This window comes from Vibrio sp. 99K-1 (genome assembly GCF_013114585.1).
GTDB classification, from domain to species: domain Bacteria; phylum Pseudomonadota; class Gammaproteobacteria; order Enterobacterales; family Vibrionaceae; genus Vibrio; species Vibrio chagasii_B.
On record NZ_VTXF01000009.1, the window covers coordinates 54,329 to 68,698 of the forward strand.

Genomic DNA, 14,370 nt, shown 5'->3' on the forward strand with positions numbered 1-14,370 from the left:
AAAGAGTATCAGTACGCCATATTGCAGTAAAGCTGTTTTATCAATTGGCATTTATTAATAATTTAATTGTATAAAAGGTACTAGAGCGGTTGTGATTGGATGGCCCAAATCAAGAATAGAACGCAGCGTGTCGTGAAGCTGTTTGTATAAAACTGATGGTAAAAGATGAGAACGAAAAAAGGCTAACAGGTAAAGAACCCATTAGCCTTAAAATCATGCTGTAAATGAATAATCAATAAGAATTAGCCACTTACATTAGGGGGTATAGTGAGCTTAGAAGCCGAATCGAGCAGACATTAACAGCTGATGTCCGTATGTACCGTTATTGCGCATATCTAGACCAACAGACAGTTGTTCTGTTGAATGGAAACGGGCACCAATACCCACGATTGAGCGAGTATCATCATTGTCGATCAGCTGACCAAGGCGAGCGTTAACTTCAACGTTTGCCATTAACCACGCTCTTAAGCCTAGGTTAATTTCAGTCTTGATGTGGTTGTCGTCATTGCGCTCAATGTTGTGAAGTAGCATTTGGCCAGTCACATCAGCAAATTGACTAATTGGACCGTTAAAACCCATACCGACAGCAGCATCCCAATCACTTTCAAATTCTGAATCGATGCGAGCCACAAAGTGTGAGTTCTGAGTAAACATGGTTGTGACTTCACCACCGAAAGTACTAGGGCTGGTACCCATGCGCAGCTCGAATGTGTTGTAGTTAAAGTTGTTTGCAGACGCAGAGAATGAACACAGTGCAGCTAGTCCTAAAAGGACAGTCTTGTTAGTGCAACCTAGCATGGTGACTCCATATAAATGTATTTTGCGGCAGTATAATACAAAAAAGCCTGCAATATGCAGGCCAATTTATTTGAAGTCGTTAGTTTTATATTTGTCGGTTATAGAATTTGGATGTGGTCAACCTCGATTTCCGGTGTTTTGCCACCTTCGTATTCACCGAAGATACGTACTTTGGTATCTGCTGTTAACGGTTGTGCTAGACGGATATCGTCGTCCAGTTCAATTTGAATTTCGCTCTGGCCGTCAGAGAAGATAAATGTGTCGTTCTTAAGTTGACGAACAATCTTGCCGTCTACAATCGCGTCTTGCTCAGAAAACATGCTTGTGTCTGCAAGTAGGGTCGCTACAGAAACGGTTTCAATAGGTCCTGTGTAAGCAATCGGGCTCTCGTGCTTGTTACCTTTGTGGTCACCAGCCATTGCGAAAGTTGGAGCAAGAATAATAGTGGTTGCGATAGCTAATACAGTTTTTTTCATGGTGAATCCCTTAATGTTGTTTGTTAGTTGAAACGTTTTGTTTCGATGAGGCTATTAAACAACACTCGGTTTGAATCTAGAGTGAGTAACACATTCATTTTCCATTCATTTTATTGAGCATCGAGTCGCCAATGACGTTAAGATGGTTAAAGAGAAGTATTGCCTGCGGGCTGAGAAATTAAGGATTTAAGTACGAATGCGAGCACCATTGAACGCCCTTATGGTTCAGGGAACCACATCAGATGCCGGAAAAAGTGTATTGGTGGCAGGTTTATGCCGTGTTTTGGCTAGGAAAGGCATTAAAGTGGCACCTTTTAAGCCACAGAACATGGCTTTGAATAGTGCCGTGACCAAAGACGGCGGCGAAATTGGCCGCGCTCAAGCCGTTCAGGCACAAGCTTGTAATATTGAACCTTCAGTGCACATGAACCCTGTATTGCTTAAACCCAATTCTGATACTGGCGCTCAAGTGATTCTGCAAGGGCGCGCATTAAGTAACATGGAGGCTACGGGCTACCATGATTATAAGAAAGTCGCGATGAATACAGTAATCGATTCTTTTGATCGACTTTTGGATGAATACGAAAGCGTGATGATCGAAGGGGCGGGAAGTCCTGCAGAAATCAACCTTCGCGAGAATGATATCGCGAACATGGGATTCGCTGAAAAGGCAGATATCCCAGTGATTATTGTGGCTGATATTGACCGTGGTGGTGTATTTGCGCACCTGTATGGCACATTAGCTCTGTTATCTGAATCTGAACAAGCTCGTGTAAAAGGGTTTGTGATTAACCGTTTTAGAGGCGATATCGCGCTGCTTCAGTCGGGCCTTGATTGGCTAGAAGAGAAAACGGGCAAGCCTGTAATAGGTGTGTTGCCATATCTGCATGGCTTTAATTTGGAAGCTGAAGATGCCATTACCTCCGCTCAAGAATCCGATGGAGAGGCTAAGCTAAAAGTCGTGGTAACTGTTCTAACACGAATCAGCAACCATACGGACTTTGATGCGTTGAGACTTAATCCTTCAATTGATCTTCGTTACGTCGGTAAAGGTGAGCGTTTGAACAACGCTGATTTGATCATCTTACCGGGTACTAAGTCAGTAAGAGCCGATTTGGATTATTTGAAGCAGCAAGGTTGGGACAAAGACATTCAGCGTCACCTGCGTTTAGGTGGCAAAGTGATGGGCATATGTGGTGGTTATCAGATGCTCGGTAATCTTATCCACGATCCTGATGGCGTTGAAGGCGAGCCGGGAAGCAGTGAAGGGTTAGGGTACCTTGATGCTGAAACCACGTTAACGCAACAGAAAACGTTAACGAACGTGTTTGGGAATTTAAGCCTAAATGGAAAGTCAGCACCAGTAAAAGGGTATGAAATTCACGTAGGTAGGACTGATGTCAATGAAATAGCATTACCGGTTCAGTTAGAATCTGGCAACCTTGATGGCGCGATAAACTCAGACAACTCGATATTTGGTACCTACTTGCACGGTGTATTAGATAACAGCGATGCGTTATCCCTGATTTGTGAATGGGCAGGTGCTAATGAAGTAGCAGCGATTGACCACGAACAACTGAAAGAGTTGGGTATTAATCGAATCGCCGATGCCATCGAAGAGCACTTAAATCTTGACCTGCTTTGGCCTGAGCTGAAACAAACTGACCAAGAAATTAAAAGAACAACAGATAAGTGAGAGCAATGAAAAAACTAGTCACTCTTTTAGCGGTAGCGTTAACCACCTCATTGAGTCCTGCTCATGCTTTGGCTGCCGAGAAACTCCGTGTCTATGCGGCATCGTCTATGACTAATGCGGTGAATCTGTTAGTTGAAGAGTTTGAGAAAAACCATTCTGTTGACGTTATTCCTGTCTATGCCAGCACATCTTCATTGGTACGACAGATCGAAAGAGGTGCACCAGCAGACATCTTTATCTCGGCAAATGAAAAATGGATGACTCATCTTGTCGATCGAAACTATGTTTCTAGTGACAATGTCACAAATCTTTGTGAGAACGAGCTTGTGCTAATCTCTCCAAAGGAAGATCCAATTTCATTTGATATTTCAAAAGGTGAGCAGTGGTCTAAACTTCTTGATAATGAAAGGCTTGCGGTTGGCAACACCATGTCGGTTCCTGCTGGTATCTATGCGAAAGAAGCGCTAGAAAAACTGGCTGTTTGGGATGAGGTCAAGACACGATTAGCCCCGAGTAATAATGTTCGTATGGCATTGGCGTTGGTAGAGCGCAATGAAGCTAAGCTCGGTATTGTTTACAAAACGGATGCGCTATTATCTAAGGAAGTGAGTCTTGTATCGACGTTCCCGGCAGATTTGCATACACCAATACGTTACCCTGTAGCGAAACTGAGTGACCCAGCGGTTGCTCAGGAGTTCTATACTTTCCTTAGTAGCGAGCAAGCGAAGGACATTTTGAACAGTTTTGGTTTTGAAGTGCGTTAAATGATGTACCTATCGGAATACGAATACCAAGCTTTAATGCTTAGCTTGAAAGTGGCTGGATTTGCCATCCTATGGCTGATCCCAATCGGGATTGGCCTCGCGTGGCTGCTTGCTAAAAAGCAGTTTGTGGGAAAAAGCATTCTAGAGAGTATTGTTCACCTACCTTTGGTGTTGCCTCCAGTGGTGATTGGCTATTTGTTGCTGGTGATGATGGGTAGACAAGGCATTATCGGCTCTTGGCTGAATGAGGTGTTTGGTATCGTATTCAGCTTTAGTTGGAAAGGCGCGGCATTAGCCTGTGTCGTAGTAGCACTGCCATTAATGGTTCGTTCAATTCGTTTAAGCTTAGAAACGGTCGACAGTAAATTGGAAGAGGCGGCCGCCACATTAGGCGCTTCACCAGTCAGAGTATTCTTTACTATCACCTTGCCTTTAATGATCCCTGGGATCATTACGGGAACCATGCTTTCATTTGCGCGAAGCCTTGGTGAGTTTGGTGCTACGATCAGCTTTGTATCCAATATCCCGGGTGAAACTCAAACCATTCCACTGGCTATGTATACCTTTATTGAAACTCCAGGTGCTGAAATGGAAGCCGCACGCCTGTGTGCAATTTCTATTGTGATAGCGCTAGGTTCATTGATGTTGTCTGAATGGTTAAACAGAAAGTCGGCACAACGCTTGGGAGGTAATGCATGAGTGCTTTGATCCTCCAATACCAACAGCAGCTTGGTGAAACCTTCTTCGATATCGACTTAGAACTGCCAAGCCGTGGTATCACGGCGATCTTTGGTCGCTCTGGGGCGGGTAAAACCTCTTTAATCAATGCCATTAGTGGCCTTAAACAGCCAGATAAAGGTTTGATCAGTGTGTCGGGGACAACCTTGTTCGACAGTGTACAAGGGATTAACTTGCCAACGCATAAGCGCAATGTGGGCTATGTGTTTCAAGAGTCACGATTGTTCCCTCATATGAAGGTATCGGCGAATCTTAAATACGGTGTTAAAGGCACAGATAAAGCGCACTTTGATCAGATCGTGTCTCTGCTTTCATTAAACTCGTTGCTAGATCGTTATCCGGCTCGTTTATCTGGCGGAGAGAAGCAGCGTGTGGCAATTGGCCGAGCTCTGTTATCTAAGCCAAGCATTTTGTTGATGGATGAGCCATTGGCATCTCTTGATTTACCTAGAAAGCGTGAAGTGATGCCGTTTCTGGAGAACTTATCCGAGACCGTACAAATTCCGATTATTTACGTCACTCACAGCCTCAACGAAATCTTACGATTGGCGAATCACTTGGTCATCATTGACCAAGGTAAGGTAGTGTCGTCTGGTGTGACCGAACAGGTATGGGCGTCACGTGCGATGCAGCCTTGGCAGTCTTTCTCAGAGCAAAGCTCACTGTTTGAAGCGAAACTGGCAGAGCACAACGACGATTACGCTTTGTCTCGTTTAATGCTCGGAAAGTCTACGTCTTTGTGGGTTCAGAAAGTGTCGAGTGAGATTGGGGCTACCGTAAGGCTTCAGGTTAGGGCAAATGATGTCTCGATCACGCTAGAGGAGCCAAAAGGCACTTCAATCCGTAACATTCTTCCTGTGTCGATTAAAAGCGTAGAGACGCATCAACAAGGGAGCAATAAGCAGAGTGTGGCGGTTGAGTTGGAATTGGAGCCTGGCTGTTATCTATGGGCAACCATTACATCTTGGGCATTGGATGAGCTTGGCCTTAAAGTCGGCCAGCAAGTATTTGCCCAGATTAAGGGCGTGAGTGTAGCTCAAAGAGACATTGCCGTTACTCATTAAAAGTTAACGCGACTTGTCTGCTTTGGAGTTCTTGTTTAGAAGATATTGGCTTTAGATTAGGTAAAACTCGATCTTGATTCCATGAGTGGGAACATGCGTCATTTTTATACGGTATAAACTTCGGTTTTGAGCCACACTGTATGAGTGCAAAGTCATATTATTTGCACAGCACAAGAGCGGCGTGAAGTATTGATGAATCGCAGATAAGCGACCAATAGAAAAAGCAGTGGGTATAAAAAAGCCGCTTGTTTAAAGCAACAGGCGGCTTAGCATCAGTATCACTGTTTGCGTTCAACCTAATCTAAGGTTGAGCAATGGCTTATTTAGTGAAAACTTCTTTAAAATCACGCTTCAAGATAGCATCACGACGAGCTTTCTTGATTTGTTTAACCATGTCTTTTACACAGTTGTGTAGAACTTGGTCTAGTAGTTGAGCGCGGTACTCTTCTTTTTCTTCGTCAGTCATGCCTTCTGGAAGTTTAAGAGTAGGGAACTCTTCCATCACGTTAACACCAGCGAAAGCTTGGCTAACCGTGATTAGAGCGTGGAACTGTTCGAAGTTGTCCAAAACATTTTGTGCGCTTGCTGGCAGGCTGTCCCAAGCTTCGCGTACTGCTTCTTCAGACACTTCATGAATAGAAGTAACCATAAAGTGCATCTCTTTTGGCACTTCATCAAATTCGATAACTTGGCGAAGTTCAGGAGAGATTGTGGTTAAATCGATTTCTTGTTGCTCTGTGTTTGTAGCGTCTGACATAGTATTTCTCTTTAAAAAGAAACAATGCTAAAAAGATCTGTAAAAAAGTCAATATAATATAGAGATTAGGGCATGATTTAAGCCCAAAAATGAGCTACTTTGAATATTCAACACTCGATAAAGGTGATGCGATGATAGAAAAGGGATCTTCGATGCGCATATTGCTGGTTGACGATGTTCAGCTAGACAGAATGCAACTTGCTATTCGACTAAAACAATTAGGTCATATTGTTGAAGCGGTCGGCAGCGGTAAAGAAGCCCTGAACGTTTATTCTGGTTTTGATCCAGAGCTCGTCTTGCTTGATATTAGTATGCCTGAAATGGATGGCTTTGAAGTAGCGAACGAGATCCGTGAACGATTTCCTGAATGGGTACCTATTATCTTTCTGAGCGGTCACGAAGAGCCTGAGATGATAGCCAAGGCCATTGATGCGGGTGGTGACGACTATTTGATCAAGCCGGTAAATAAAGTCGTACTCAATTCTAAACTGATTGCCATGCAGCGCATCGCCTACATGAGGCGTGAGCTGAAGCAAAGTACCGCCAAGTTAGAAGAGCTCAACATCCTCCTGCAACAGCAAGCCAATGAAGATGGCCTCACCAAATTGTACAACCGTCGATATATGGATACTAAGCTTGAAGAGAGCATTGCGTGGCACGGAAGACGTAATATATCCATGACGGTGATTCTACTCGATGTAGACTTCTTTAAGCCTTACAACGATAATTACGGGCACATTCAAGGAGATAAGTGCTTACAAGGCCTTGCTAATACCCTAAAGGTACTGTTTGTGAGAGCTGGAGAGTTTGTCGGCCGTTATGGCGGTGAAGAGTTTGTGCTTATCTTGAGTGATACCGACAGTGATGCTGCAGAACAGCAGGCGATTCGTATCAAAGAAGCGCTTTATGATATGAACTACGCACATGAGTATTCTACGATTTCAGACAGAGTGACAGCGTCACAAGGGGTGTTGTCGTTTGTGCCTAATGGCGATGAGTCTTTAGCCTCCATCTATGAGAAGGTCGACCAAGCGCTGTATCAAGCAAAACAAAGCGGTAGAAACACCTATATCCAGCGCAACATTTTAGAGCATACATGATAGCTGTTGAGCTCTTTTAGTAATTTGAATTTATAATCCTAGTAGCGTTTGAACTAGGAAGTGTTTTAAGTGATAAACGACATGCCACAATCAAAGTCATTTTCTATGGCTAATTCGCGTTGGACACTGATTGTCCCTGCGCTTTGTTTGATTACCTCTCCTACGGTTTCAGCCAACGCTTTGTCAGATGCATTTCGCAAGGAGCTAGAGCAGCGTTTTGCCACCAGTGTATTACTCAACGATACCGATGTTTTTACTTTTGGTATTAATAACTTCGATCCAAATGAAGTTTTTAGTTTAGACAATGAAGATATTGGCTCGAATGATTCGGTAAGTCGCCGTCAAAACATCACATCTCTCAGTCTTCCTTACACCTTTGAGCTGCCCAACTACATTGAAGACAACCATCAAGAGATAACGTTGCGCTTATCAGCATTGCGTATCGAGAACGACGTTGAATATGCAGCGACGATAAAAAGCGATTATCAAAAAGAGTCTGTGGTTTCTGGTTACGTCGAGTTTGCTAATGTCTCTCAATTAAATGAGTACTGGAGCTTTCATTCAGGTATTGGTAATCATATCTCTTATTATCGCAACGACTTTGAATACCGCTCGTCACTACTTGAGCCTATTCAGGACCAATTGGATGGACTTTATTACAACACAGATGCGTGGGCATATATCATAGAGCCGAAAATTAAGCTGATTTTTGAAGATAAAAATCATTGGGGGAGATACAAACTGAGTACCAGTTGGCACTATTTTAATGGTGTTGGTTGGGGAGAAGCTAACAACGGTGATGTAGGGAACCCGGAAGGTTGGTATATCGCTAACGAAGCTAAGATCTTCTACGATCTCGTGCGTTGGGATAAAAACATTACATCGATGTATTCGAGCATTAGAAGAATTGATATCGGTGGGGACACCGTGGAGTCGATGGGGACGACCTCGTATTATGAGGGTAGTGTAGGTTGGTTGCTGAACCCCAACTTATTCAATGAATGGGTTGATAATGTAGGCATCGGTTTTACGATCAACTACGGGAGTAGCTTAAAAGGTGGTAGCCTCGTTCTGTTCTTCAACCAAGACTAGTTGCTTGCTGTTTAAAGCGAACTGCATTTAGCACCAAATATCTAATTAACCAAAGAATCATAGCCAAGCACGTATAGAGCTTGGCTTTTGTTTTTTTAGCTATGAATACAGAGTTTGTTTCGGCCCGTCTTTTTGGCTTTGTACAATGCTTGATCGGCAAGCTTCAATACTTCTTCAGGGTGCTTGGTGGTTGTACTGTCTGCCAATCCAATACTCACTGACACATTGACAATTTCAGATGCTTGACCATTTTTACCACGCTTTTTGATGCCTTCATCATGATCATCAGGTCGCTCTTTTGTGTTACGAATCGTCATATCGTAGTCGTGCACTTGTGAAACGAGCGATTGAAGGTGTTCTTTGACTTGCTCGGTATGTTTACCTTTGAAGATGATCGTGAATTCCTCTCCACCATAACGATAAGCTCGAGCGCCACCTGTCGTCTCTTTTAAGATGCTCGCCACTAATTTCAACACGTCATCGCCAATGTCGTGCCCGTACGTGTCATTGAACTTCTTAAAGTGGTCGATATCGACCATCGCCATTGAATACTTGCGCCCTAGATGCTTCATATCGACTTCTAAGGCGTGACGCCCTGGAATGTTTGTCAGTTGGTCATTAAATGCCATATCGTGGCTAGCAGACATCACATAAACAATGATTAAAGTGCCTGACAAAGAAAACATCGTGCTCGATATGTACTGAACATCGAAAAAGATAAAGGTACTCGACGCCAGCAGGATTGCACTATACACAACCACATCGATTGAACGGTTGTAGACCAGAACCAAAATCGCAGTTAACCCCAATAAACACAGACTATATAAGACTAAAACGAAAGGCAGTTTAGAAAAGTCTCTGACGGTGAAGAGGATACCTTCGCTCCATGATTCAAAACCTCCGGCATGAAAATGAGAAACGATAAGTTGCGCCCACACCACAAATAACACCAATACCAGAGCATACAAGAACATTGACTTAGAATTCACGCCTGTATCTGGGAAGGCGTACACAAGTAGGCAGGTGACAGGCACTAATGCCGCGAGTAGAGAGAGCTCTAATAGAGTCGTTCCGGTATTTAACGGGGTTTGCAAACGAACTTGGATTACAAGATAGGCGACAAGCATGGTCACTGACACCATGGCCATGCGCCCTTGCCTGAATGTATGGCATAGCAATACCGCAACGCTTAATAGAATATACGGAAGGTTGCTAGCAAACCCTAAGTTTGAATCCGTCACCAGAATGACGTTGTTCATACCTGCAAGTAAAATTGCTAGAAGGAGTAAAGGGAAGCAAAATCGAAACATGCTCGACGTTACAAAAGAAGATGCCATTTATGTGGTGAGCCTAACTATAATGATGATCTTATTAATTAATACTATACGTAGGATACGGTTAAACAAGCGATTGCCAAGCATTTTGCTTAAACGAGAGTGAAAACATAGTCATAGGTCGCTATTGGTGCAACCGCTTTTATATGTATTCAGGTTGCTATTGACCACAGTACGAACTACACAGTATATATGAGAAATTAATTAGTCGTTATAGATACTTAACAAAACCTATGTGGTTAATGCTTAAGGGGCATATTCGATTTTAAAACGGTTTAATATTTGTTTTAAAATTGACCGATATAATGCTCTAACAGCCAAAACCAACCAGGTTGGCATAACGTTTAAGACAAGGTTGAAGATTAGATCTTACATAGAGCTACAAACGGAGGTGTAGTATGCAAATTAGTGTGGATGTACATAACTATATGGAGACGCTGGTGGGCCATGTATTGTCTACCGAAGAATACGTGTCTAGTTATACAAACGAGCAGTTGGCTGATCTCGCATGTTTAGCATTGGGTCAGTTAAAACCTATCTATATTCGCTTTGATATCGATTTCCTTTCGGCCTTACCAGAAGATAAATTGGTTCTGTACAAAAGGAATAGTGAGATCGCGGTCAAAAATGCAGAAAGTATGATTATTGACGACAGACGACGCGATCGTAAGGACAATGTGCCCGTGATCTTCAGTCAACACAATTTTGATGATGACGTAGAATTGCAATGGTATGAAAAGCCATTGTTGAACCGTAAACAGTCATGATAGGTTAGTATCAGTAACGTCATTTAAGGAGTAAAAAACGTGGGATTCTTTTCTAGATTATTTGGTGGCAAAGAAAAAACCGAACAAAAAGTAGAGATTGAGCCAGTCGAATATAAAGGGTTCAATATCTATCAAGATGCCATTGCTGAATCTGGTCAATACCGTGTTGCCGGGCGTATCGAGAAAGAAATTGATGGTGAGATTAAAAGTCATCGTTTTATTCGTTCAGATGTTGTTTCAAACAAAGAAGACGCCAACGAATTGATGCTCAAGAAGTCGCAAATGTTCATCGACCAAATGGGCGATAGCATATTTAGCTAACCAATTAGGGTTAGATTTGATGCTAGTCATAATTTAGAGAGCTTTCAGTGTATATGCTGAAAGCTCTTTTTAGTTTTAGGGACAAAGAGCAGCTAGTCGGTTGTTATTAAAAGGATTATTGGCAAGTGGTTTGACCTCTTTATTCGAGAGGGGCATCATTTATCTAAATTAAGTGCTCAAATTCCATCCAAATCGTTATAAGTAATAACTTTTCCTGTTCTTTGAACAAAACGCTTGAAGTATTAGTTGTCGTTAGATACAAACGAATAAGTCATTGTACCAATTGTTAAAGTATCGCTATGCAAATTGGTGTAGCCAAGTGCGCTTACGATCTCTTTAATTTGCCTTTGGTAAGAATAATAATCACAAATTGATACACAAGGAGTCTAATTTGTTGATAGGTGTACCAAGAGAAACGCTCGCTGGTGAAACGCGAGTCGCTGCATCGCCGAAATCGGTCGAACAGCTTCTAAAGTTAGGATTTGAAGTTTGTGTTGAATCACAAGCAGGTGCGCTAGCAAGTTTTGAAGATTCAGCTTACGAACAAGCTGGTGCAAAAGTTGTAAGCGCAGATGAAGCTTGGAAATCCGATATTATCTTTAAAGTTAACGCTCCAATCGTTGATGATACTAAGAATGAAATCGACCTACTTAAAGATGGCGCAACATTGGTCAGCTTTATTTGGCCGGCTCAAAACCCGGAATTAATGGAGCAGCTGTCGAGCCGTAACATTAATGTGATGGCAATGGACTCTGTGCCTCGTATTTCAAGAGCTCAAGCGCTCGATGCACTAAGTTCTATGGCCAATATCGCGGGTTATCGTGCTGTTGTTGAAGCGGCGCATGAATTTGGTCGATTCTTCACGGGTCAAATTACAGCGGCAGGTAAAGTTCCACCAGCGAAAGTACTGGTTGCTGGTGCGGGTGTTGCTGGCTTGGCGGCAATTGGTGCAGCTGGTAGTTTAGGTGCCATTGTTCGTTCATTCGATGTTCGTCCTGAAGTTAAAGAGCAAGTGGAGTCGATGGGCGCTGAGTTCTTGGAAGTGGATTTTCAGGAAGATACAGGCGCTGGTGATGGCTACGCAAAAGAGATGTCTGACGCGTTCAACAAGAAAGCGGAAGAGCTTTACGCGGCTCAAGCAAAAGACGTTGATATCATTATTACTACAGCACTAATTCCGGGTCGTCCTGCGCCTAAACTTATCACCAAAGAGATGGTCGATAGCATGAGCCCAGGTAGCGTAATTGTGGACCTTGCGGCAGCAAATGGTGGTAACTGTGAATACACGGTTGCGGATCAAGTGATCACAACAGCGAATGGTGTGAAGGTTGTCGGTTACACCGATATGGTTGGTCGTCTACCTACTCAGTCTTCCCAACTGTACGCGACTAACCTAGTGAACTTACTGAAACTACTTTGCAAAGAGAAAGACGGTAACATCAATATCGACTTTGAAGATGTTGTACTTCGTGGTGTCACAGTCGTTAAAGAGGGCGAAGTCACTTGGCCAGCTCCACCAATTCAAGTTTCTGCTCAACCTCAACAGGCTAAGCCAAAAGCAACGAAACCTGAGCCAAAAGTTGAAGAGCCTACTTCTCCAGTTAAAAAAGCGGCAGGTATGGCAATCGCGGTTGGTGCATTCGCTTGGATAGCTTCGGTGGCTCCTGCTGCGTTCTTATCTCACTTTACCGTTTTTGTTCTCGCTTGTGTGGTGGGTTATTACGTAGTTTGGAATGTTAGCCATTCTCTTCATACGCCTTTGATGTCTGTAACGAACGCGATTTCAGGGATCATTGTGGTGGGTGCGCTATTACAGATTGGACAGGGAAGCGGCGTCGTGACTTTCCTATCGTTTATTGCCGTTTTAATTGCAAGTATCAATATCTTTGGTGGCTTTACCGTGACCAAACGTATGCTTGAAATGTTCCGTAAAGACTAAGGAGTAACAGATGTCTGAAGGATTAGTACAAGCAGCTTATATTGTTGCTGCTGTATTCTTTATTATGAGCTTGGCTGGATTATCGAAGCAGGAATCTGCACGTGCAGGTAACTATTACGGTATCACGGGTATGGCAATCGCGTTGATCGCGACGATCTTTGGCCCTCACTCTGCAGGTATTGTGTGGATCATCATTGCAATGGTGATCGGTGGTGGTATTGGTATCCACTACGCAAGAAAAGTAGAAATGACTGAAATGCCAGAGCTGGTGGCAATTCTGCACAGCTTCGTAGGTATGGCAGCGGTACTTGTGGGTTACAACAGCTACATCGATCCACCGACGGCTGTGTCACTTAACCCTGCTGATATTCATGCAGAGCACGTTATCCACCTAGTGGAAGTGTTCCTTGGCGTATTTATCGGTGCTGTGACGTTCACAGGTTCGATTGTTGCGTTTGGTAAGCTTCGCGGCGTTATCTCTTCGTCTGCACTGAACATTCCTCACAAGCACAAATGGAACCTAGCGGCTATCGTGGTTTCAACACTACTTATGATCATGTTCGTTAAAGCAGATGGCAGCATGTTCGCACTGATGGTGATGACACTTATCGCGTTCGCATTCGGTTACCACTTAGTGGCGTCGATCGGCGGTGCAGATATGCCAGTGGTTGTTTCTATGTTGAACTCGTACTCTGGTTGGGCTGCTGCGGCGGCAGGTTTCATGCTTGCAAACGACCTGCTTATCGTAACTGGTGCACTGGTTGGTTCGTCGGGTGCGATTCTGTCTTACATCATGTGTAAAGCAATGAACCGCTCGTTCATTAGTGTTATTGCTGGTGGTTTCGGTCAGGAAGTACAAGTGTCTGAAGGCGATGAAGATCAAGGTGAACACCGTGAAACTTCAGCGGAAGACGTGGCTGACATGCTTAAGAACTCTAAGTCAGTAATCATCACTCCTGGATACGGCATGGCAGTAGCTCAAGCTCAGTACCCAGTGCATGAAATTACTGAAAAGTTGCGTGCACAAGGCGTAAACGTTCGCTTTGGTATCCACCCAGTAGCCGGTAGGTTACCGGGTCACATGAATGTACTGCTTGCTGAAGCAAAAGTCCCTTACGATATCGTTCTTGAAATGGACGAGATCAATGATGACTTTGACGAGACAGATACTGTATTGGTTATTGGTGCGAATGACACCGTAAACCCAGCAGCTCTGGAAGATCCAAACAGCCCAATCGCTGGCATGCCAGTGCTTGAAGTTTGGAACGCTCAAAACGTTATCGTGTTCAAGCGTTCTATGAACACGGGTTACGCAGGCGTACAAAACCCATTGTTCTTTAAAGACAATACACAGATGCTGTTTGGCGATGCTAAACAAAGCTGTCTAGGTATTCTAGAGCACCTATAGAGGTCGGTTCTAGAAACAAAAGTAAGGAGCTCAATTGAGCTCCTTTTTTGTGCCCACAGAGTGGGGGAAATAGTGCGAATGCGAGAGAATATGAGCGCACTAATTGCTTCCCATAG

Annotated in this window: 14 protein-coding genes; 10 read left to right on the top strand and 4 right to left on the bottom strand. The window is 43.6% G+C overall.

What is annotated here, in order from left to right; genetic code table 11:
* Window positions 1–273: 273 nt before the first annotated feature.
* Both F0228_RS09105 and F0228_RS09110 read right to left on the bottom strand, forming a co-directional pair.
* Window positions 274–798, bottom strand: coding sequence for a hypothetical protein (locus F0228_RS09105; protein WP_061030923.1), 525 nt, complete (start codon window positions 796–798; stop codon window positions 274–276).
* Between the two features lie 98 nt (window positions 799–896).
* The gene (locus F0228_RS09110; protein WP_061030924.1) at window positions 897–1,274 is read right to left on the bottom strand and encodes a NirD/YgiW/YdeI family stress tolerance protein; all 378 of its coding nucleotides are present in this window, start codon (window positions 1,272–1,274) and stop codon (window positions 897–899) included.
* A 196-nt stretch (window positions 1,275–1,470) separates the two neighbouring features.
* On the opposite strand from F0228_RS09110, the gene F0228_RS09115 reads away from it, so the two are divergent.
* The 4 genes from F0228_RS09115 to modC are packed head-to-tail and all read left to right on the top strand — an operon-like array spanning window position 1,471 to window position 5,536.
* Window positions 1,471–2,970: a cobyric acid synthase gene (locus F0228_RS09115; RefSeq protein ID WP_171762129.1), complete on the top strand. Its 1,500-nt coding sequence runs from the start codon at window positions 1,471–1,473 to the stop codon at window positions 2,968–2,970.
* 5 nt (window positions 2,971–2,975) lie between these two features.
* Window positions 2,976–3,734, top strand: coding sequence for a molybdate ABC transporter substrate-binding protein (gene modA / locus F0228_RS09120; protein WP_061030926.1), 759 nt, complete (start codon window positions 2,976–2,978; stop codon window positions 3,732–3,734).
* Complete coding sequence (gene modB, locus F0228_RS09125; protein ID WP_061030927.1) at window positions 3,735–4,433, top strand: molybdate ABC transporter permease subunit; 699 nt, start codon at window positions 3,735–3,737, stop codon at window positions 4,431–4,433. It begins immediately after the preceding gene.
* Window positions 4,430–5,536 carry a molybdenum ABC transporter ATP-binding protein ModC gene (gene modC / locus F0228_RS09130; protein WP_061030928.1) on the top strand — a complete coding sequence of 369 codons (1,107 nt, stop codon included), beginning with the start codon at window positions 4,430–4,432 and terminating at the stop codon, window positions 5,534–5,536. The genes modB and modC overlap by 4 nt, the downstream gene beginning before the upstream one ends.
* A 319-nt stretch (window positions 5,537–5,855) precedes the next feature.
* Here the strand turns inward: modC and F0228_RS09135 are convergent, their stop codons facing one another.
* A complete protein-coding gene (locus tag F0228_RS09135) occupies window positions 5,856–6,293 on the bottom strand; it encodes a DUF3069 domain-containing protein (protein WP_008224132.1) in 438 nt (145 codons plus the stop codon).
* A 131-nt stretch (window positions 6,294–6,424) separates the two neighbouring features.
* On the opposite strand from F0228_RS09135, the gene F0228_RS09140 reads away from it, so the two are divergent.
* Complete coding sequence (locus F0228_RS09140) at window positions 6,425–7,393, top strand: diguanylate cyclase (protein ID WP_171731495.1); 969 nt, start codon at window positions 6,425–6,427, stop codon at window positions 7,391–7,393.
* Window positions 7,394–7,474: 81 nt separating this feature from the next.
* Window positions 7,475–8,485 carry a Solitary outer membrane autotransporter beta-barrel domain gene (locus F0228_RS09145; RefSeq protein ID WP_008224135.1) on the top strand — a complete coding sequence of 337 codons (1,011 nt, stop codon included), beginning with the start codon at window positions 7,475–7,477 and terminating at the stop codon, window positions 8,483–8,485.
* 95 nt (window positions 8,486–8,580) lie between these two features.
* Here F0228_RS09145 and F0228_RS09150 read toward each other — a convergent pair whose 3' ends face one another.
* Window positions 8,581–9,822: a GGDEF domain-containing protein gene (locus F0228_RS09150; protein ID WP_171731469.1), complete on the bottom strand. Its 1,242-nt coding sequence runs from the start codon at window positions 9,820–9,822 to the stop codon at window positions 8,581–8,583.
* A 395-nt stretch (window positions 9,823–10,217) separates the two neighbouring features.
* On the opposite strand from F0228_RS09150, the gene F0228_RS09155 reads away from it, so the two are divergent.
* From F0228_RS09155 to pntB, 4 genes are all read left to right on the top strand, one after another.
* Complete coding sequence (locus F0228_RS09155) at window positions 10,218–10,586, top strand: late competence development ComFB family protein (RefSeq protein WP_008224142.1); 369 nt, start codon at window positions 10,218–10,220, stop codon at window positions 10,584–10,586.
* Between the two features lie 39 nt (window positions 10,587–10,625).
* Window positions 10,626–10,907, top strand: a complete 282-nt coding sequence (locus tag F0228_RS09160; protein WP_008224143.1) for an HlyU family transcriptional regulator — start codon at window positions 10,626–10,628, stop codon at window positions 10,905–10,907.
* A gap of 391 nt (window positions 10,908–11,298) precedes the next feature.
* Complete coding sequence (gene pntA / locus F0228_RS09165) at window positions 11,299–12,846, top strand: Re/Si-specific NAD(P)(+) transhydrogenase subunit alpha (protein ID WP_061030931.1); 1,548 nt, start codon at window positions 11,299–11,301, stop codon at window positions 12,844–12,846.
* A gap of 10 nt (window positions 12,847–12,856) precedes the next feature.
* Window positions 12,857–14,254: a Re/Si-specific NAD(P)(+) transhydrogenase subunit beta gene (pntB, locus tag F0228_RS09170; RefSeq protein WP_171762130.1), complete on the top strand. Its 1,398-nt coding sequence runs from the start codon at window positions 12,857–12,859 to the stop codon at window positions 14,252–14,254.
* The last annotated feature ends 116 nt before the right edge of the window (window positions 14,255–14,370 follow it).

What these genes read in the sequence shown, in the direction of transcription:
- pntB (WP_171762130.1), top strand. Translation starts at nt 12,857, where the DNA reads ATGTCTGAAGGATTAGTACAAGCAGCTTATATTGTTGCTGCTGTATTC.
- F0228_RS09135 (WP_008224132.1), bottom strand. Translation starts at nt 6,293, where the DNA reads ATGTCAGACGCTACAAACACAGAGCAACAAGAAATCGATTTAACCACA.
- modB (WP_061030927.1), top strand. Translation starts at nt 3,735, where the DNA reads ATGATGTACCTATCGGAATACGAATACCAAGCTTTAATGCTTAGCTTG.
- F0228_RS09155 (WP_008224142.1), top strand. Translation starts at nt 10,218, where the DNA reads ATGCAAATTAGTGTGGATGTACATAACTATATGGAGACGCTGGTGGGC.
- modC (WP_061030928.1), top strand. Translation starts at nt 4,430, where the DNA reads ATGAGTGCTTTGATCCTCCAATACCAACAGCAGCTTGGTGAAACCTTC.
- modA (WP_061030926.1), top strand. Translation starts at nt 2,976, where the DNA reads ATGAAAAAACTAGTCACTCTTTTAGCGGTAGCGTTAACCACCTCATTG.
- F0228_RS09140 (WP_171731495.1), top strand. Translation starts at nt 6,425, where the DNA reads ATGATAGAAAAGGGATCTTCGATGCGCATATTGCTGGTTGACGATGTT.
- F0228_RS09145 (WP_008224135.1), top strand. Translation starts at nt 7,475, where the DNA reads ATGCCACAATCAAAGTCATTTTCTATGGCTAATTCGCGTTGGACACTG.
- F0228_RS09115 (WP_171762129.1), top strand. Translation starts at nt 1,471, where the DNA reads ATGCGAGCACCATTGAACGCCCTTATGGTTCAGGGAACCACATCAGAT.
- F0228_RS09150 (WP_171731469.1), bottom strand. Translation starts at nt 9,822, where the DNA reads ATGGCATCTTCTTTTGTAACGTCGAGCATGTTTCGATTTTGCTTCCCT.
- F0228_RS09105 (WP_061030923.1), bottom strand. Translation starts at nt 798, where the DNA reads ATGCTAGGTTGCACTAACAAGACTGTCCTTTTAGGACTAGCTGCACTG.
- F0228_RS09110 (WP_061030924.1), bottom strand. Translation starts at nt 1,274, where the DNA reads ATGAAAAAAACTGTATTAGCTATCGCAACCACTATTATTCTTGCTCCA.